Annotated in this window: 13 protein-coding genes; 7 read left to right on the plus strand and 6 right to left on the minus strand. The window is 70.5% G+C overall.

Annotation, left to right across the window (positions count from 1 at the left end; translation table 11 throughout):
* The first annotated feature begins 99 nt into the window (after nt 1-99).
* Together H6726_18075 and H6726_18080 are read left to right on the plus strand one after the other, a co-directional pair.
* Nucleotides 100-2,265 carry a hypothetical protein gene (locus tag H6726_18075; protein MCB9659559.1) on the plus strand — a complete coding sequence of 722 codons (2,166 nt, stop codon included), beginning with the start codon at nt 100-102 and terminating at the stop codon, nt 2,263-2,265.
* A 456-nt stretch (nt 2,266-2,721) separates the two neighbouring features.
* Complete coding sequence (locus tag H6726_18080; protein ID MCB9659560.1) at nt 2,722-3,804, plus strand: AAA family ATPase; 1,083 nt, start codon at nt 2,722-2,724, stop codon at nt 3,802-3,804.
* A gap of 169 nt (nt 3,805-3,973) precedes the next feature.
* On the opposite strand, the gene H6726_18085 is transcribed toward H6726_18080, so the two are convergent.
* Nucleotides 3,974-4,588, minus strand: a complete 615-nt coding sequence (locus H6726_18085) for a TetR/AcrR family transcriptional regulator (GenBank protein ID MCB9659561.1) — start codon at nt 4,586-4,588, stop codon at nt 3,974-3,976.
* A 108-nt stretch (nt 4,589-4,696) separates the two neighbouring features.
* Between H6726_18085 and H6726_18090 the strand changes: the two genes are divergently transcribed.
* Nucleotides 4,697-6,109 carry a cytochrome P450 gene (locus H6726_18090; GenBank protein ID MCB9659562.1) on the plus strand — a complete coding sequence of 471 codons (1,413 nt, stop codon included), beginning with the start codon at nt 4,697-4,699 and terminating at the stop codon, nt 6,107-6,109.
* On the opposite strand, the gene H6726_18095 is transcribed toward H6726_18090, so the two are convergent.
* Nucleotides 6,106-6,531 carry a hemerythrin domain-containing protein gene (locus H6726_18095; protein ID MCB9659563.1) on the minus strand — a complete coding sequence of 142 codons (426 nt, stop codon included), beginning with the start codon at nt 6,529-6,531 and terminating at the stop codon, nt 6,106-6,108. The two genes, H6726_18090 and H6726_18095, sit on opposite strands and share 4 nt — an antisense overlap.
* A 155-nt stretch (nt 6,532-6,686) precedes the next feature.
* Between H6726_18095 and H6726_18100 the strand changes: the two genes are divergently transcribed.
* On the plus strand, nt 6,687-7,595 hold the full coding sequence (locus tag H6726_18100) for a hypothetical protein (protein MCB9659564.1): 909 nt from the start codon (nt 6,687-6,689) through the stop codon (nt 7,593-7,595).
* Between the two features lie 79 nt (nt 7,596-7,674).
* On the plus strand, nt 7,675-8,520 hold the full coding sequence (locus H6726_18105; protein MCB9659565.1) for a hypothetical protein: 846 nt from the start codon (nt 7,675-7,677) through the stop codon (nt 8,518-8,520).
* Between the two features lie 20 nt (nt 8,521-8,540).
* Here H6726_18105 and H6726_18110 read toward each other — a convergent pair whose 3' ends face one another.
* Complete coding sequence (locus H6726_18110) at nt 8,541-9,821, minus strand: hypothetical protein (protein MCB9659566.1); 1,281 nt, start codon at nt 9,819-9,821, stop codon at nt 8,541-8,543.
* 168 nt (nt 9,822-9,989) lie between these two features.
* On the opposite strand from H6726_18110, the gene H6726_18115 reads away from it, so the two are divergent.
* Both H6726_18115 and H6726_18120 read left to right on the plus strand, forming a co-directional pair.
* Nucleotides 9,990-11,840, plus strand: coding sequence for a hypothetical protein (locus H6726_18115; GenBank protein MCB9659567.1), 1,851 nt, complete (start codon nt 9,990-9,992; stop codon nt 11,838-11,840).
* Nucleotides 11,841-11,920: 80 nt separating this feature from the next.
* Nucleotides 11,921-13,027 (plus strand): Fic family protein, encoded by a 1,107-nt coding sequence (locus H6726_18120; protein MCB9659568.1) that lies wholly within the window; start codon nt 11,921-11,923, stop codon nt 13,025-13,027.
* Nucleotides 13,028-13,202: 175 nt separating this feature from the next.
* Here H6726_18120 and H6726_18125 read toward each other — a convergent pair whose 3' ends face one another.
* The 3 genes from H6726_18125 to H6726_18135 all read right to left on the minus strand — a co-directional run bounded on the left by H6726_18125 (nt 13,203) and on the right by H6726_18135 (nt 18,680).
* Nucleotides 13,203-16,619, minus strand: a complete 3,417-nt coding sequence (locus H6726_18125; GenBank protein MCB9659569.1) for a DUF1266 domain-containing protein — start codon at nt 16,617-16,619, stop codon at nt 13,203-13,205.
* 91 nt (nt 16,620-16,710) lie between these two features.
* On the minus strand, nt 16,711-18,237 hold the full coding sequence (locus H6726_18130) for a GMC family oxidoreductase (protein MCB9659570.1): 1,527 nt from the start codon (nt 18,235-18,237) through the stop codon (nt 16,711-16,713).
* Nucleotides 18,234-18,680 carry a hypothetical protein gene (locus tag H6726_18135; protein MCB9659571.1) on the minus strand — a complete coding sequence of 149 codons (447 nt, stop codon included), beginning with the start codon at nt 18,678-18,680 and terminating at the stop codon, nt 18,234-18,236. The genes H6726_18130 and H6726_18135 overlap by 4 nt, the downstream gene beginning before the upstream one ends.
* Nucleotides 18,681-19,130 lie beyond the last annotated feature (450 nt).

Consider the following 19,130-nt stretch of genomic DNA (forward strand, 5'->3'; position numbering starts at 1 on the left):
TTGACACCCCCCGGTTGACCGGCTGATTCGTCGAGGAAACGCGGCGTCAAAATTCGACACCATCGTGGCATTAATTCCGCTGCGGTACGTTGGTAGGGGATGCCGACGTCATCGAGCCAGACCGCTTTATTCGAGAGAGTGGATCCGACCACGGTGACGAGCCTGTTCAGCGGGGGTCAGGTGCGGATCCTGGTGCACGGCCACGTGGTCTACGAATACCAGGAGGACGACCTGACCCACCGAGATCTGGCCGTCATAGGGCTCCGGAGGATCGGCCTTCGAGGCAAGCGCATTGCGATGGTGTGCCGCGTGAGCGAGTCGGAGGTCACGCGAGTGCGTCGACGCTACGAGAAGGGCGGCACGGCCGGTCTGGTGCGCGCGCCAACGCGCGAAGGGCTTTCACCGCTGAGCGCGGAGGAGCGCTCGCGCGCCATCGCGATGCGAAGCGCCGGGGCATCACTGGACACCGTGGCGCGGACGATGCGGCTGTCCCTGCCGCGCGTCATCGCGACGCTCGACGCGGAGGGATTGGGGTCCGTGGGGCGCGGTCATCGCTTGCGCACCCACCTCCCGGCGCAGCTTCCTCTGACGTCGGTGGAGCCTGAGCCGAGCCCCGCGGACGAGCCTGCCGCCGAGCCCGAGACGCGTCCTGCGCGCGATGCGGAGGACGACGAAGAGCTGCGCCCCGGCATGCCGCTCGCGGCGGGGACCGAGCACCGCTCGCAGTACGCAGGCCTGGTGCTGCTGACGAGCACGCTGTGCGACTTGGGCATCGTCCCGGCGCTGAAAGTGGCCTCGGCCAAGCGCTCGGACAAGGCGGTGTACTCGGCGCCGACCATCGCGATGACCCTCTGCGCGGGCATCGCGGCGGGGTACCACTCGCTCGAGTCTCTGCACGAGCGCGATGCGTACGGGCTCGGGGTGGTGCTCGGCACCGAGCGATGCCCGAGCGTGCGGACGATGCATCGCGCGCTCACCCAGATGACGGCCACTTATGATCGCGTCGCGCTGCACGGCGAGCTCGCGCGCCACCTTGCCCGCCGCGCTCCGATGGACGTCCGCGTCTTCGGTGTCGACATCCACTTCAAGACGTACACAGGCAAGGAGCGCATCGACAAGGGCTGGAACAGCAAGCGCCGCCTCGCCGAGAAGGGCCTCGCCGACGTGGTGGTCACCGACGCGATGGGTCGTGCCTGGTTCCGCGAGCCGGTCCCCGCGGGCAGCCACCTCTCGGCCTGTCTCGGCCCGATGGCCGAGCAGCTGCGCGTGGCGCTTCCGGAGACGACCGTCGTACTCGTGTCCGACCGAGGTGGCTTCGACTTCGATGTGCTCGAGAAGCTGAACGCGACCGGCGTGAAGTACATCGCCTGGGTGCCGGCCTCCGTGAATCTCCCCGACCTCGCGACCATCGCGCCAGCGCAGGATGGCATCGGCGGTGCGGTCTTCGAGCACCCGCGCATGACGCACGCGAGCCGGCTCATCGTGCAGCGCGACGGCGACAAGCTGCTTCCGCTCTGCACGAACGTCGACACGAGCATGGATGTCGTGGAGGTCGTCGAGACGCTCCGCGCGCTGCGCGGCATGCAGGAGAACTCCTTCAAGTCGGGACGGCAGCGTGCCGGCATCGACCAACTCTCCGACCGTGGCAAAGCAACGCGTGCCCCCGACGACCGCATCATCGACAACCCGGAGTACGTGCGCTTGAAGGAAGAGCTCGAGCAGCTCAACGAGACGGTCTCGGAGATCGAGTCATGCCCAGAGCGCTGCACCCAACGCGGCAAGTGGACGAGCGAGTACGTCGTCGCGCACCTTCGACAACAGACCACACAGAAGCAGATCCGTGACGTCCCCGCTCGCGTCGAGCGATGCGCCGTCGAGCCCGACGCCCAGCGTGCTTGGCTCTGCACCACCAAGCGCGACCTCGTGGTGCCCATGCGCTACCTCGTCGACAACGCCGTGCGCGACCTCGTCGACCGCCTCGGGGACGCGCTCTCCTCGACCGACCGTGAGCACGATGCCTCGACGCGCGCGCGAACCCTGATGGCCCTCCTGCAGGCCCCCGGGACGCTCCGCTTCGAGAAGCGCCACGTCGTCGTCACCATCGAGCTGCCGCTCCCGCCCGCGCCGCACGCGCGGATCGCACAGGCCCTCGAGGCCATGGATGAACTGCAACCGCGCTTCACGGATGGCGTGCGCACCGTCCGCTTCCGCCTCGCGCCCAGGGTCACGTGTGGCTCGATCCCCCTCGCCCCGAGCCCGTCGTGAAAATGCCATTCGGGCGGTCGACGAAGCCGGGGGGTGTCAAGACCTCAGAGTCTGCAGCGAGCCGCGACTGCGCTGGCCGGGTTCTCGTTCACTTCGCCACCACAGCAGGAGGCGCGACGAACGGCATTCATGGCCGCCGTCGACAAGAACGAGCGAATAGCTGACACCGGGGAGCCACGTGCGACACGCGCTCATGCTGCCGTCAACTCCTTGAACCAACGCCTGCATGCGCTACGCGCTACGGGGACGTCCACGAAGCCAAAGTGCATGTTTATTCCGCAGCTACGTGGTCTCCGTCCACTGGGGAATCCAGACCAGTCGTTGATGAGTGCGAGAACACGAAAGGACTATGGAATTGAAGATGGTTTCACGGGAGAGTCACTATACGACTCGCTCCGCAGACATCTTCTCGGAACACACGCTCAACGACTCCGTGTAGCAGCGTTCGAACAATTCTTGGGTAGGACGTTCTTTTCGGGGTCGGATATTACCATTATTCCGCGACATGATGCGGATGTCGTAAATGTCAGGATTGGTAGCGATCCAGAGTGCAACATCTATGATCTTGGAGATGGAGTCCAACACTGCATCGTACTTTTCGCGCCGCTCTACTTTGGCGACTTTGACAAGACCGGCCTGGCGTTGTTCGTAGAGGAGCCTGACCTTTTCCTACACCCGGGGTATCAGCGCCTGTGGGTCCGAGCGATTCTCGAATGGAACGACTACCCTCTCCAAGTTTTCGCAACAACTCATTCGAACCACTTGCTGGAACGAGCATCTGAAGGGTCGGATCTGAGCGTATTTCGGGTAGGCAAGGGGGCACGTGAGGCTGTCGAGTGCCGTCAAGTCAGCGGCCGCGACAGGGCGCTTCTCGACTACGTTGGCGCGAGGAACACGTCCGTATTTCTCAGCAACTGTACGATATGGGTAGAGGGACCGACCGACCGCGCGTACTTCAGGGCTTATCTGTCTCGCGTGATGACACTGTCGGAAACGGACACATGGCGTGAAGACCTTCACTACAGCTTCGTCGAGTACGGCGGCGCGAACATCGCTCACATGTTCAAGTCGCTAGACGATGGAGGCTACGATCCTGAGTCCTTCGCAGGCCGATGCATGGTGATTGTAGACAAAGACGACGAGAACTCTAAAACGGACAGAAAGCAGTTCTTGCGCGATCGACTGGAAGATAGATTTGTGATTCTTCCCACGAGAGAAGTTGAGAATCTACTGACACCCCATGTGGTAGAAGGTGTCGCGCGCGCCTATGAACGCAATGACGACGTAAGAATCAGTACCGTCTCCACGCGGAAATGGAGAATGACTCCAATGGGATCTCTGATCAATACGCATCTGGAGGGACGCAAACGGAAGACCTATGCGACAAGCTCGGGGACGCTCACGGACAAAATGAAGTTCTGCGAACGTGCGGTGGAGGTCATCCGTTCCGGGGAATTTGAACTGGTAGTATCAAAAGATGCCGACGCGGTAGCGCGCCAGATCTTGGGGTTCATTCGCGATACCAATGGCGCACCCTAAGACTCCCATGATCTCGCAGCCGCTTGTCGCCGGGATCGAAGTCGCCGGGCACAGCGTCGGCCTGATGTCATGCGTGTTTGTTCGACTCTCGTGCAGTCGTCTGCGGTCGTCGGGCAAGATGCCCGCTTTTCAGGGCTCAGAACGAAGCATATCGCGATACCTCAGAGCGTCAGTCGCCGCCCGGCGGGGCGAGCAGCCCGAGGGCCAGCGGGAGCGCGTCGCCGGGCTCGGCCCAGACCAGCTTGCGGAGGCGCTCGAGGCCCGGGGGGGTGCGCGCGCTGGGTACGGCGAAGAGCACCAGCAGGGACGCCATCAGCAACCGGGGGCGCGCCTGGGCGGCGCTCAGGTGCGGCAGCTCGGCCGTGACGACGGGCGTCAGCAGCGCGAAGAGGGGCTCGACGGCGTCGGCGATGGTGTCGGCGCCGCGTCCCCCGTGGACCACCTCGGTGACCACGGTCACCAGCAGGTCGCGGTCGGGCTCGGGCAGGTCGCGGAGCACGGTGAAGAGCGCCGTGACCGCGCTGCCGTGCTCGGCGGTGGCCTGTAGCAGGGGCGCGCCCAGCGTGCGGGTGAGGTCGGCGTAGAACGCGCGCAGCACCGCGTCGTACAGCTGCTCCTTGCTGCCGTAGTGGTGCAGCACCGTGGGGGCGCGCACACCGGCTGCGCGCGCGATGTCCGCGAGGGAGGCCTCCTCGAAGCCCTTGGCCGCGAAGGCCGCGCGCGCGTGGCGCAGGATGCGCGCCGCCGTGGGCTCTCGGGCGGGGTCTTTGCGGGGACGGGCCACGCGTGCCGTGTACCACGCGTGGCGGTCGGTGGCGCCGTGACGAGGAGCTTCTGAGAACGCGCGGGCAGGGGCTTGACCACAAAATCTAACGACGTTAGGTTTTTGACCATGAACGCTGAGCCTCGTGTGCAAGACCCGCCTGCGATGTCCCCGCCTCCCTCCCCGCGAGCCCCTCTCGTCGCACGCGGCCTGCCCCTGCTGGGGAGCGCACTCCCGATGTTGAAGGACCCGCTCGCGTTCCTGCGAGCCGAGCACGCGCGGCTGGGGCCGGTCTTCCGGGTGCGTGCGCCGGGGCGCAGCTTCACGGTGATGGCCGGGCGGGAGGCCAACGACTACCTCTCGCGCGAGGGGCGGGACGTGTTGGTGGCCGCGCCCTTCTGGCACCGGCTGACCGTGCCCGAGTACGGCTCGCGGCAGGCCATCGTGGCTCAGGATGGCGAACCGCACGCGCGCACACGACACACGCTGCGCAGCGGGCTCTCGAAGGCGCTGCTGGAGGACCACCTGACGGGTGCGCACGCGGTGATGGCGCACACGTGCGCGGCGGGTGACCGCGCGGACGACGGCGCGCGCGACGTGAGCGTCAGCGAGCTCACGCGGCTGCTAGTGAGCCGGGTGGTGCACCACACGGTCACCGCCGGCAGCGAGGAGCCGGTGCCGGACGCCCTGGCCACGGCCATGACCGAGCGCTTCCGCTGGGAGGCCAACGCGCGCCTGCTGGGCAAGTGGCCGGCCCTCGCGCTGCGCCTCCCCGCGCACCGGCGGCGCGTGCGCGACGTGGACGCCTTCGCCGACCGCCTGGTGCGGCGCGCTCGGGCGGGGGTGACCTCGCCGTGGGGCCTGCTGGGGCTCACGCTGGCCGACGCCCCCGAGGCCCCGTACAGCGTGGGGGACCTGCGGCTCCACTTCTTGTTCCCGTTCGTGGGGGGTGTGGACACGGTCGCGGCCACCCTCGGCTTCTGGCTGTACGAGGTGCTGCGCGATGAAGCGCTCACGGCCACGCTGCGCGCCGAGGTGGACGCGCTCTACGACGGGTGCGCCGAGGGAGAGCACCCGAGCACCGCCACCCTGCGTGGCTGCGCGCCGCTGCTGGGCTCCATGATGGAGGCGCTGCGCCTCTGCCCGGCAGCGTTCGGCGTGTACCGCGAGGCAGCCCGCGACTTCACGTTCGCGGGCCACACGGTGCGGCGCGGCGAAGACGTGATGGTGTTCACGACGGCCAGCCACTTCGACCCGGCCTGCTTCCCCGAGCCCGAGCGCTTCGACGTGACGCGTGTGTCGCAGCAGCCGAACCCGTACCGGCAGAAGCAGGTGTTCATGCCCTACGGCGTGGGCGCGCACATCTGCTTGGGCGCGGCGCTGGGCGAGGCGGTGCTGCTGCAGATCATGGCGCACCTGCTGCGGCACCACGCGCTCCAGCTCACACGCGTGCCCGCGACGGTGCACACCTTCGACCCCTCGCTCGCGCCGAGCAGCAAGCTACGCATGCGCCTCGTCGCGCGCGAGGGTGCTGCGGGCTAGACGGGGAAGAGCGCATCCACGCGGGCGTAGAGCTCGCTGTTCTCGGCCTGAATGCGCGCGCCCAGCGCGTTCACCACGCCGCGCGCCTGCAGCCGAAAGCCCTCGGGATCGGTGGCGATGGCGTCGCGCGTCCAGCGCTCGCGGAAGCTCAGGAACGCGTCGTAGATGCCGCCGAACTCGCGCTGGAAGCGCTCGCCCAGGGCGCGCACCTCCGCGTCGTCGTGCTCGAGAAGGCGCGGGTAGAGCGCGTCGTCCTCCATGGCGGCGTGGACCCGGATGCGCCCCGCGAGCTTGCTGAGCACCGAGCTGACCTCCCCCGCGCGCTCCTCGAGGGCAGGTTCGCTGGCCTGCGCGAGCAGCTCGCTCGCGAGCTGACCCAGCTCGTGGTGTTGGCGGCGAAAGTTCCCGGTGGCGGTGGTCATGCGGGCCTCGTGGTCAGGGTGGTGCGACGAGTACGCCCGGCGCGCCGGAGCGTTACGAACGTCGTTGGTGTGTGCGCGCTTCCATGAGCACTCCTCGGCGGCGCCACGAAATCGCCACGTCGGGAAGGGAGACAGGCGGCATGACGTTGAGGAACATGACCGCGCGCACCCCCACCCAGGACCGTTGCCCGTTCCTGCGCCCGCCCGAGCCCGCGCGCATCGAGCGCCTGGGCTGGCTGCTGGCCCCGGGGCACTTCGCCCTGGGGCTGTTGCTGCTCAAGCCGTACTTCGCGCCCGAGTCCGCCGTGGAGCGCGGCACGTTTGGCGCCGCGGAGCACGCCTGGCCGGTGGGGTGGGTGCTCGCGGCCGCGCTCACTGCGCTGGTGGCAGTGCGGCCGTTCGCGGTGTGCACGCGGCTGACGAAGCGCCGCTCCATCGGCTGGTTGGCGTTCAGCATGACGGGCTGGGGCTACCTGAATCTGCTGGCGTGCGCCGCGCTGCGGACGGTGGGGGACGGCGACGGCGGAACGGAGGTGCTCGGCACGGTGCTGTGCGCGGCGGTCTTCGGGCTCTTCCCCGCCCTCGCATGCACGGCAGCGTTCATCCTGCTGGGCATGCCGACGTTGTGGGGCGTGTCGAACCTCGACGCCGCACCGACCTTCGACGCGCGCGACGAGTTCCTGCAGCTGGTGAGCCTGCACGCCGTGGGGGTCCTCGCGCTCGTGGCGCTGGGCCACCTGGGCTTCGGTCACACCTTGCTCGCCAGCTGGATCGGGAAGCTCAGCGTCGGGGTCGTCGCGCTCGGTGCGCTCTCGACGCTCGCTCGAGCGACCTATCGCATCGCGCGGCGTCACGCGTTCGTGCGGCGCGTCCAGCGGCGCGAGGTCGCGGGCTACCACGTGGGGCGCTTGGAGGTCGACGGGGACACGCCTTTTCTCTCGCGCCACGCGGCGGAGCAAGCCCTCTACGACGCACCCGAGGCTCTGTGGCACGAGAAGCCCGTGCCCGGGGACGGAGCCTACCGCACGGGGACGCTCAGCCTGCCGCTGGTGCGGATGCGTTGAACGCAGCGCGCGCGCTGCTTCCACGACCACTCCTCGGACTCGCCTCGAAACGGCCACATTGCTCGAGCAGCCTGCTGGGATGTCCACCACCCTCATCATGCCGCGCCCCGTGCCTGCTCCGTTTCCGCTGGCCGGGACCCTACCTGCGCCCGCGCCGCTGCACCTGCTCGGCTGGATGACCTTCCCCGCGCACTTCGTGCTGGGCCTGATGCTGCTGCAGCCGTTTTTCATGCCGGACCACGGGTTGCGCTGGGTGCTGGGGGCGCTCGTCACCGCGCTCTTGGCGGTTCGTCCTGTGCACGTGGGCGTCGCGCGCCTCTCGCGCTTGCGCATGCTCGGGAGCACGCTGGGTATGGCGTACCTCAACACGTTGTTCTGCGCGGCGCTCTCGCACCCCGAGCCTGGGGTGGTCGGAGCGGCGGCGGTGCTCGGTATCTTCTTCGCGGCCGCGTACTGCACCCCATTCTGTCTGCTGAGCTTCCCCCTACTAAGCGCTGCCCTTCAGCTAGACGGCCCCCCTTCGTTCGACGACGTCGACGAGTTGCTGCTGCTGGCGGGCCTACACGGGCTGTGCGCCGTGGTCATGGTGCTGCTCGCGCAGGGCCTGTTCGACTGGGACTTCCTGCGAATCGCATTCGGCCAAGTGGCCACGGCGTTGCTCGCGCTCGGCGCTATCGGACTGGTCGCCGTGTCGGCCAGCCGGATGAGCTCACGCCAGCGCTTCGTGCGACGCGTCCTCCGAGGCGAGGTGGCCGGCTACGACGTGGTGCGCCTCGGCGACGCCTCCGCACCGCCCGCCCTCTCGCGTAGCGTCCGCAACCGCCACGCCTGCAGGGAGAGCCAGGTGCTCGTCCAGGTGGTCACCGCCGGCGCCGACGGCGCGTACCGCACCGGCCGGCAGCACATCCCCCTGGCGCGCGTGTAGTCCACGGGACCGAGCCCGCGTCATACGCTGCGCTCGGCCTGCGCCTCCTCCACCAAGTCCTCGTCGACCTCGCCTTCCAGCGCCGCCTCGAGCGCCACGCGCACCTTCGGGTAAGCCGAGCTGTCCGCCGCGACCCGCACGCGCAGGCGCTCGTCGTCGGTCGCTTCGTTCATGAGCGCCAGCGCGGCGCCCACCCGTGCATCCGCCGGCGCGGTGGGGTCTTCCACCACACGCAACGCGTCCTCCCGGCGCATGGCGGCCGAGCGGAACGTGACCTCTTTCGGCAGCAGCGCGGTGATGGCCTGCTTCCACTCGTCGAAGCTGCGCACCCCGCGCACGAACGGCTCGGCGCGGCTGCCCGCCAGCTCGGCGAAGCGCGCGAGGGCCTGCTGCGCGCGTCCGAGGAGCAGCGCCTGACGGGCCGGGTCCAGATCCGCGAGGGACACGCGCACAGGCTCGCCGGAGACGCGCTCGAAGACGAGGTGGGTCCCGTCCGACGACACCGAGCGCACCTCGCCCATGTGCAGCTGCACGGCCTTCCCGAACCCGTGCTTCGCCCACACGCCGTCGCTGCCGATGGACACGCGGTGCCCCACGCGGCGGCCGAAGTAGCCGGCTGCCAGAAAGGGCGCGACGATGAACAAGAAGGCCACAGGCACCACCAGGCGCGTCCCATCGACCGCGATGATCGCTCCGCTCAGGGAGCACGCCGCGGTGAGAAAGCCCGTCAGGGCCCCGCCGATGCGGGAAGCCCAAGGGTTCCACTCGAGGTCTACGCGATGCCGATGGGGGTCGAGGGCGAGCGCCGCCAACAGCGCGTCCGCCGCGGCCACAGAGTCGGTAGTCACCACGTATTCGTCTCCGGACGAGAGCGTGACCCGCAGCTCCGCTCCCTTGCGTCCCGGAACGACCACGGCGAGCACGATGTCCTCTGCGGTCACGGTGCGCTCGCGCTTCCCGATGGCCATGACCAGCCCCGAGTTCGAAGCGTCCACGTGCGCCTTGCGGCCCGGGAGGAGCAGCATGATCTGGCTGAGCACGAAGGGCAGCGGGGCCGCCACGATCCCGAGCATGGCCAGCGCCAAGACGAGGTCGAGCACGAAGGGGACCGTGGACGCCGCCGGGTAGATGCCCGACAGGATCGCGAGGACCGCCACGGAGCCGGTAGCCGTCCAGCGCGCAGCCTTCCGCAGACGCCCGGACCAACGTAGGAAGCGCCGCTTCACGCGGGCCGCGAGGCGCTGCACGGGGCCGGGGGTGGGCACTTCCTGGGCGGGCGGGTCGGACGGTTCGTCCTGCACGGAGCGAGCGTACACGAGCGGAGAGGCCGGGGGTCGAGTGGCGCGAGACGGATCTGCGAGATTCGGCCGAGCGCGACACGGACCTCCACGCATCTGCCAGGTCCGGCTGAGCGCCAAATGGACTTCTGGGGAGCATCCGACGGGCCGTGTGTCGCGTACTCTCGGGGGATGTGTCGAACATTCATCGGTGGGGTCCGTGTGTACGCGGGGCTCGTGCTCACTCTCTCGCTCGCGCTGCCGGGGGGCGCTTGGGCGCAGCGCCGACCCATGCCCACGCCGACACCGACACCTACGGCCACGGCCATCCCGGGGCGCATCGCAGGTGGGGGCACGCTGGAGAGTGACGGGCTCCTGGGAGCTCACCTGCGTGGCGCGCGGGTGACCCAGGCCGGGCGTGTGGCCCAGCTGGCGGGACGTCAGATCGAGGTGTCCCCGGGGCAGCGCGCACCCCTCTCGGCCATCACGCCCGTGCTCTTCGCGGAGCAGGACGCCCTGCGCTCCCAGCTGACCGCCGCGCGGGGCGCCACCCTGGGAGCGGTCGAGACGCACGACGAGGTGTACGACCTGGGCGACCGCGTGGCCGTCGTGCGCACCACGCGTTTCGTGGTGGCCGACGTGGCCGTGGCCCAGCGCGGCTCCCCCGTGCTGCGCACCTACTTCCAGGCGCGCGGGGCACAGCCAGCCACCATCACCCCCGAGGTGCGCGCGGGCCTGGCCGAGATGCGCGCCGAGCTGCAGCGGGTACCAGCCGGTCACCCGCTGCGCGCCGCCGCGGACCAGGGGGACGACGCGCTGCTCGCGGCCATCGCCCGCGGCGAGGGCGAGCTCGAGGTGGTGGACACCTTCGTGCTGCCGAGCGCGGCGCTGCCCACCCGCAACGGGGCGGTGCTGCTGCCCGCCAACTCGGGCAGCCGCTACGAGTACGCGAACATGCGCGAGGTCATGCGCATCCCGCCCGTGCGGGACTTCACCCAGCCGTCCGTGGTGGCCTCCCAGATGCCCGATACGGTCTCCGTGGAGGTCAACGCGCCGCGCGAGCGCAGCGTCACCAACGGCCCGGCAGTGGACCTCACCTACGAGTTCGTGAATGGCTTCACCATCGGACGCGCATGGGAGTGGGAGCGACGCTGGAACTATCCGTCGGGCTTCTTCCGCGTCACGTTCAAGGCGGGCCTCGGCTTCGGCGTGCGTGTCCCCATCCGCGCCCACGTGCGCATGACGCCGTCGTTCATCCGCGTGGTCGACAGCGCGGACCGCAGCGACGCGTTCATGACCACCGTGCGCTTCGAGACCCTCGAGGCCGACCCAGCCTTCTACACGCGCGCGGGCATCTCGCAGGGGCAGCTCTTCGACGGCAAGGAGCTGGTGGTCGAGGCCTTCGCGGGCTTCGGCTACAAGTTCCGCGCGCTGTGGCACGACTGGGCGCACCGGCCCTACGACGAGGTGCGCTTCGACTACGGGCACGACTTCGCGCCGCCGTACGGCGCGAACTGGCAGAGCGTGCGCGACATCTTCATCCCGGCCGAGACCACCCAGACCGCCGTCGACCTGGGCATCATCCGCGGGGGCGTGCAGGCGGGGGTGCAGCTGGCGGCGCGTGGGCGCGTGACGGCCACGTTCCGAGCGCTGGTGCAGGGCAGCCGCACGGCCAGCACCTACGGGGGCGGGTCCCAGAACGAGTGGCGGCGCGTGTTCTCGTCGCCGACCGAGTCGGTGACATGGGGCGCCACGATCCCCACGGCGGGCAACGTGACCAACACGCGCACCTACGGCTTCGAGGTGGGCGACCTGAGCTACACCAGCGACTGGAGCGTCGTGCCGGGCGCGCGGGTGTTCGTGACGGTGGGCGTCCCGGGCTTCAGCCGCACGTTCGACACGACGGTGTGGATCGAGCAGCTGCGGCTCGAGCTAGGCTCGGTGACGCTCGGCCGGCACGAAGGCACGCGCCAGTGGGCGCGCGACGAGCGCGGGCGAAAGCAGTTCCGCAACATGTTCCAGCCCACGGGGTCGGAGGTCTGAATGCGCCGTGAGCGATATTGAGGGGAGTTATCGCTCGTTTCTTGGCCATTAGTGAGCGATAATGCCCTCCAGTATCGCTCATGACCTGGAACTGGGAGCAGCTCGACTGGCCGAACTTCCGCTATGACGCGGCGTCGTTGGCGCCCGTCACGCGGGAGTTCTTCCGACGCGCGGGAGAGCTGGGGGGCGTGGCCGAGCACCTCGAGTCTGCGGAACGCGCGGGGCTGCAGGCGGAGCTGCTCAGCGACGAAGCCGTCGAGTCGGCAGGCATCGAGGGTGAAGTCCTGTTGCGCTCTTCCGTGCGCTCCAGCCTGCGGCGGCACTTCGGACTCCATGCGCCCGATGCGCAAGGTGGTGCCCGCGAGCGCGGCATGGCCGAGCTCATGGCAGCGGTCCACGACGACTGGGACCACGAGCTGACCGAGGCGCAGCTGTGCGCGTGGCAGCGGTGGGTAGTCGCGGGACAGCGCGGAGGGCCAGTCGCAGCCGGTCGCTACCGCGAGGATGGGGATCCGATGCAGATCCTGTCGGGGCCGTCGTACGCACCACGCGTGCACTTCGTCGCCCCCCCAGCGGTGCGTGTGCCGGAGGAGATGGGGGCATTCCTCGCGTGGTTCGAGGAGACGCGCCGGGATACGTCCGTAGACCCCCTCGCACGGGCGGGCATCGCGCACCTCTACTTCGTGTCCATCCACCCGTTCGAAGACGGGAACGGTCGCGTCGGGCGTGCCATCGCCGAGGTGGCGTTGGCGCAGGGCCTGGGACACCCGAGCCTCGCGTCCTTGTCGAGCGCCATCGCACGGCATCGGGACGACTACTACGACGCTCTCGAGCGCGCGAGTCGCGGCAACGACGTGGGCGAGTGGCTGCACTACTTCGGCGACACGGTGCTGCAAGGCCAGGCGCAGAGCCTGCGCTTCGTGCGGTTCCTGGTGGCGAAGACGCGCTTCCTGGACCGCTTTCGGGGGGCGCTGAACGCGCGGCAGGAGAAGGCCCTGCTGCGCATGCTGCGCGAGGGACCGGCTGGCTTCGAGGGTGGGCTCTCCGCGGGCAACTACGTGACCATCACGAAGGCTGCGCCCGCCACCGCGCGACGCGACCTGGGCGAGCTGGTGGCGCTGGGCGCGCTGCGGCGCACGGGAGAGAAGCGGGGCACGCGGTATTGGCTGACCCTGAGTGAAGACTGACGGGCTGACCGAGGAGGACATGTCAGACGCCGCAGGGCGGCGAGCAGCGTGTTCGGTCAGGGCTGCGCTATCGCTTCCCGTTCGTGTTCGAGCCGGGCACCGCACCGCCGCCGACGCGCTGAGCCGAGCTTGACCACCGTCGTGCCCCGACCCGCGCCAAAGGGACGCAGGCGCGTCAGCCTTCCTCCTCGCCCTCCTCCGTGAACCCCGCGTGAGCCTCGGCCAGGACCGCGAAGCGCGCGTCACCGTCGGCCACGTCGCGCCACGAAGGACACGTGCCGGCCTTCACCTGTTCCGCGCTGTCCGCGCGCGGACCACCCAACAGCCCCTGCGCGCCCGGCGTGAGCGCCACCGCTTCCAGCGTCACGTGCGCGTCATCGTCCACGGCCACCGCGTTCTCGCTCCCGCCAGCCAGCGCGCCGCCGACCACCTGCACGCGCGCGCGGTCGTACGCAAAGATCGCGTTCTCGCCGGGCGCCTCGATGGTGCACCCGTCGAACCACGCCTCGGCGTCGTCCGCCAGCTCCACGCCGGCCGAGCCGGTGCCGTCGATGCGCGTGTCGACCAGCCACAGCGCCGTCTCTCCGAACGCGCCGATGGCCGCGCTCTTGCCCTCCGCGAGCGTGCAGCCCTGCACCCACGCGTGCGCTCCGTCGAGCCGCAGCGCGAGGTCGCCGCAGCCACGCGCCGTGCAGTCGTGCACCACGGCCTTGCCACCGCTGGTGACGTACACGGCCTCCTCGCCCGGGGCCTCCATCTCACAGTGCAGCGCGGTGACCAGGGCGCCGTCGCACAGCACGGCCTGCGCGCCCGGCTCGATGAAGCGGCACCGATGCAGCAGCGACACGACGCCCTGCCCCAGCGCCACGCCCACGCCCCCGGAGCGCACCTCGAGGCCGTCCGCGTAGAAGGAGCCGCCGTCGGTGGCGAGCACCGCGTTGCCCTGGCCAGAGCGCGCGCTGCCGTGGTCCCACGAGAGCTTGGCGTCGTGGTGCACCCAGGCCGCGCCCGCGGCGGCCTCCACGGTCACCTCGCGCAGCCGGACCGTCGCCCCCGTCGTGGCCTCCACGCCGACCACCGCCCCGGCGCGCAGGCTGGCGCTCTCGACCACCAGCTCGGCCCCGTCAGTCGCGAACACGGCCCCCGCCTCGTCGTGCCCCTCGATGCTCCCGCCCACCCACTCGGGGTAGTCGTCGACCGCGCCCCGAGCCCAGACCGCCGCCTGCGCCGAGTGCACCACGGTGCAGCCCTCGAAGCGTGCACCCGCGCCGGGCCACAGCGCCACCGCAGACCCGCCACACGTGTCGAACGTGCAGTCGAGGAAGACGGCCCGAAACGCGTCGAACACCTGCAGGTGCGCGCCCGCGCTGCGCTCGAAGCGCACCCCCACCAGCTCGGCCCGCGCGCCGTCGCCGACCACGGCGCCCACGCCGGCGTTGTCCAGCAGGGCACACCCGCGCAGCCGCAGCGTGCCACCGTCGACGGACGCTGCCGTCGTCAGCTCCGTGCCACGCGCCGTCACGTCGTGAGCCACGATCTCGCCGCCGCGCGCCACCCACGCGTGCGTCTCGGCATCCGTGATGCACCCCCCGTCCATGCACGCGCTCCCGAGCGCCTCGACACCCGTACCGGACTCCTCGATGTGCACCCCAGACAGGCCGAGCTCTGCGTTGGGCCCCACCCAGCACGCGACGCCGCGCTCGGCGCGCACGCGCACGTCCATCAGCAGCGCGTGCTCGCTCGCGGTCACCTCGAGCGCGTTGCGGGCGGCCTCGATGGACCCGCCGCGCATGCAGAGGTAGCCGGACTCGACCACCACCCCCGCCGAGGGCGCGCCGTGCTCGGCGCCCAGCGCGCGCACATCGACGCCTTCGAGGAAGAGGGACGCCCCCGCCACGGTGAGCGCCACCCCGTGACCCTCGGGCGAGAGCACCACCCCGGGGCCCGCGGCGATCAGCTCGACGCTCGTGGCCACGCGCAGGGGCGCGCGGTAGGTGCCCGGCGCGAGCCGCAGGCGGTCCCCGGGCTCGGCGGTGTGGAGCGTGTCGAGCAGCGTGTCGGGGTCCACGTCGCGCGTCCGCATGCGCGGCTCGCTCGGCGGGGGCACATCGCCCGTCGAGGTCTCCCACGGCGTCTCGCGCCACGCCCCACCGGGCCCGAGCAGCTTGGCCACGGCGACCTCCACCTCGGCCAGCACGTCCTCGTCGTCACGCGCGTTCTCTTCGCACCACGCGCGGTAGCTCACCGCATAGGCGGTCCCGAAGCTCTCCCAGCTGTCGAAGCGGGGACGCGCAAGGCGCTCGGCGCGCAGGCACGCGGCCCAAGCCTCGTCGCGCGGGAGCATCCCCGCCACGTACGCCCGGCCAGCGAGCGCAGAAGCGCGCCCCAGGTCCCAAGCGAGCGCCGCGTCGTCGCGCTCGGCGTCCGACTCGTCGCGCGCCGGGTCCGACGTGGGGTCCAGCAGCCCGGCGAGCGTGCGCCGCAGCCCCTCGGGCGTGGTGCGCCCCCAGTGCGCCGCATGACCCGCGAAAGCAGGCCCCGCACCCACCACGCGCAGCGCGCCGCCTAGCACGTCGTGCCGCTGCTCGTCGCGCTGGTAGAGGATGCTGCCCAACGCGAGCACGCGCCGCTGGGCCGGGCTCGTGGCGTAATCGTCGGGGACGTCCAGCTCGGGGCGGCGCGCATCATTCCGGCGCACGGCAGCGGCCTCGTCGAGCCACTCCACGAACGAGAGCGCGAGCGGACGCGCACCCCACGCGTCCTCGTCACGGTCGAGCCACAGCAGCTCCCCGTCGTGCGGCCCCATGGTCTCCACCGCCAACAGCCGCTCGCCCTCGCCCGCGAAGAGCGGCACGCAGGTCGGCGTCGCCGGCGGCACCAGGCGCTCGGCGCGCAGCCCGTCCCAGTGCGCGCGCACCTCGGCCGCGCTCAGCGCGCGCGCACGGAAGCGGGGATGCAGGCCCTGTCCGTACTCCTCCTGGGGCGCGTCCTCGGGCTGGCCGTCGTGCAGGGCGAACCACGTCTGCAGCGTCGCCGGCAGCCCTTGCGCCGCGAGCCCATCCAGCTCAGCCGCATCGCTCCCCCGCAACGGGACACAGCTGGACTCGCGCACCAACGCGAGCAGCTCCTCCAGCACCTCACCGAAGGGACGCGCGGGGCGCGGAGGGCGCGCCAAGCTCACGCCGCGCTGCTCCAGCACCTCGGTCAAGAACGCATTCAGCGTGAGCGGCCCATCGACCACGTCGACGAGTGACCCGTCACGCATCACCCGCACGACATCCCCATCGCGCGTCTCGAACAGCGCGAACCCGGCGTCGTCCGCCCCCGTCTGCTCGGCCATCTCCTCCGCCGCGAGCAGCCGCCATTCGACGCGCGGGTGCAGCGAGGGCGCGCCGGGCTCCTGGCCGTCGTGCCAGCGGTAGAGCCCCGTCAGCGCCGCCGGCAGACGCTGCCCCGGGACGCGCTGCGCCACCGCCCCCAGCACCCCGCGCGCGACGGGCGGCCGCAGCCCCAGCGAGGCGGCATCTCTCCCGAAGGAGACATCGAGCAAATCCAACAAGGCCAAGACCGTGCGCTCGGGGGCGTGTGCCATGGCGCGCACGTTGCCACACATGGCCCGACAGCGCGACGGTCTCACGGGTCTTGCGATGCGCCTGCAACCCCCGACTCGCGGGGGCGCTCGCTCACACCAGCGGGCGCTCCCGCATGCGCCACGCCAGGCGCGTCGCGATGGACATGATGCTCAGCTGCGGGTTCACGCCCAGGCTGGTGGGCAGCACGGAGCCGTCCACCACGTAGAGCTCGTCCAGGTCGAAGGCGCGTCCGTCGGCGTCCACCACGGCGCTGACGCCGTCCTTGCCCATGCGGGCCGTGCCGAGCGGGTGCTGCGACGAGGTCTCGAAGCGGCTCATGGGGATGGCGTCGAGGTCGAGCTTGCGGAAGGCGTCCGCGTCGAGCCCGTGGGTGAGCCCAAGCAGCGGCGGGAAGAGCTCCTTCGCGCCCGCGGCGAGGTAGGTCTCACCGAGCGCGCGGATGATGGCGCTGACCTTGGGGCGGTCCTCCTTGGCCATGCGGTACGTGACGATGGGCTCGCGGCCGAAGCCCTGGCGCACCGTGCCCCCGCCCTCGTCGTGGATCATGCCGCCGAACATCGCGATGTTGGGCAGCTGCTGGGCGCGCGCGTGGTGCGAGGCGCCGATGCCCGGCATGGTGGCGCCGATGACGCTGGGCGGGATGAACACGCTCACCAGCGTGGCGCCCTCGTCCTCGAACGCGTCGCTGAAGGCGGACTGCATCGCGCCGCGCCAGCCACGCACGTCCTCGTCGAAGCGCGCCATCATGCGGAAGCCGGGGTGCAGCGTCATGCGCTTGCCCAGCACCTTGCTGCGCCGACCGACGCCGCTGCGCATGAGGATCAGCGGCGTGTACCAAGCGCTGCAGGCCAGCACCACGCGGCGCGCGTGCACGGTGAGCTTGTCGCCGGGGCGCCCCTCGGGCCCGTTCAGCACGCGCCCGGTCACGCCCACGGCGCGGCCACCGCGACTGACCACCTTGTCCACCAAGCAGTGCGAGTAGACCGTGGCGCCCGCGGCGACGGCGCGCGGCAGGTAGCTCAGGTCCACGCTCAGCTTGGCGCCCTCGGGGCAGCCGAAGTTGCAGCGCCCGCACCCGTGACAGTCGCGCGTGTTGCGCCGCAGGGGCTTCAGCTCGAAGCCGCGCTTGCGGGCCCCCTCGTCGAAGAGCGTGGTCGCGCGCGAGCGCATGGCGGTGGGCACGGTCTCGATGTGGCAGTGTTTCTCCACCGCGAGCGTGGCCTCCTCCATGGACGCCTCGGTGTACTCGGGCAGGCCGTGGTGCCGCTGCCACTCGTGCAGGATGCGCCCCGGCAGGCGGAAGCACACGCCGCCCGTGAGCACGGACGAGCCGCCCACCACCTTGCCCATGGTGACGTTGATGGCGGGCGAGTCCCCGAGGGGCACCGCCACCGTCATGCCTCCGTCGCGCCAGATGTGCCGCAGCGACTCGCTCACGCGCATGGCGCCGTACTCGGCCTGCGGGACGCGCGCGCCCTCCTCCAGCACGATCACGCGCTGCCCGGCCTCGGCCAGCTCCGTCGCCACCACGGCGCCGCTGGCGCCCGAGCCCACCACCACCACGTCCGCGTCCACGATGAGCGCGCCGCGGTGATCCCGTCCGCTGAGGTACGTCACGACGCGCCCTCCACCATGCAGCCATCGGTCACGCCCACGCTGCGACGCACCTCGGGGTGCTCGTACCAGATGAAGCAGAGCATGGTCTTGGCCGCGAGCACCGAGAGCCCGGCCGAGGACTGCTCCACCCGCTCGATGGCGTGCACGCGGTCCTCGAGCGACAGCCGCGTCAGCGGCGGGGCCTTTCCGATGGCCAGCGGCGCCAGCGTGAGCAGCCCCGTCACCGCCGATTGGAACACAAGCTGCGCGCGCGAGCCGGCGTGCGCCAGGTAGTGGTCCAGTTCGTCCAGCAGCCAGTCCACGCGCTCGACGGGGGGCGGGCCCTCCTCGCTCATGAACAGCGCCTCGGCGAACGAGCGGGTGGCCGCGCGCAGCGGTCGCGGCATGCGCCAATGACGGTGCGCGGCGTCGGCCACGCGCACACGGGTGGGGTTGGTGCTCATGGCACGCAGTGTCAACCGATGGGTGATGGGCTGACAAGCCCCTGTGAGGCCGCGAACGGCGCAGGCTGATTGAGCGCCCCCAACCGTAGGGGGCTCTCGCATGTGGCACCCTGGACTGGAGAGGCTGTCTTTCGAGAAAGCTGCGAATAGGGGCACCCCGGACTAAAGTCCGGGGCAGCATCCTTCCGAGCGCCCGGCTACCGCCGGGCACTCGGAAAAGTCCTCCCCACAAGGGGGGAGGACTGTCTTGCTCGGCGCCGCCGCAACTACAAGGTTGCGAGCGTCCCGCCGAACACCCGCCAGCAGTCCACAAGGCGCAGTCCGCCTCCGCAGGGGGCGGACTTCGAGCGCGCGATCACCTGAGATCGCTGCCCCGGACTTCAGTCCGGGGTGCCCAAATCCGGGACGGTGTGCCGTTCCGAGACAGCCTCTTCACTCCCGGGTGCCCAC

It is taken from the genome of Sandaracinaceae bacterium, assembly GCA_020633055.1.
GTDB lineage: Bacteria > Myxococcota_A > Polyangia > Polyangiales > Houyiibacteriaceae > JADJJE01.

Excerpts from the sequence above, each read along its gene's own strand:
- H6726_18075 (MCB9659559.1), top strand. The coding sequence starts at position 100 with ATGCCGACGTCATCGAGCCAGACCGCTTTATTCGAGAGAGTGGATCCG.
- H6726_18090 (MCB9659562.1), top strand. The coding sequence starts at position 4,697 with ATGAACGCTGAGCCTCGTGTGCAAGACCCGCCTGCGATGTCCCCGCCT.
- H6726_18095 (MCB9659563.1), bottom strand. The coding sequence starts at position 6,531 with ATGACCACCGCCACCGGGAACTTTCGCCGCCAACACCACGAGCTGGGT.
- H6726_18100 (MCB9659564.1), top strand. The coding sequence starts at position 6,687 with ATGACCGCGCGCACCCCCACCCAGGACCGTTGCCCGTTCCTGCGCCCG.
- H6726_18105 (MCB9659565.1), top strand. The coding sequence starts at position 7,675 with ATGTCCACCACCCTCATCATGCCGCGCCCCGTGCCTGCTCCGTTTCCG.
- H6726_18115 (MCB9659567.1), top strand. The coding sequence starts at position 9,990 with ATGTGTCGAACATTCATCGGTGGGGTCCGTGTGTACGCGGGGCTCGTG.
- H6726_18120 (MCB9659568.1), top strand. The coding sequence starts at position 11,921 with ATGACCTGGAACTGGGAGCAGCTCGACTGGCCGAACTTCCGCTATGAC.
- H6726_18125 (MCB9659569.1), bottom strand. The coding sequence starts at position 16,619 with ATGGCACACGCCCCCGAGCGCACGGTCTTGGCCTTGTTGGATTTGCTC.
- H6726_18135 (MCB9659571.1), bottom strand. The coding sequence starts at position 18,680 with ATGAGCACCAACCCCACCCGTGTGCGCGTGGCCGACGCCGCGCACCGT.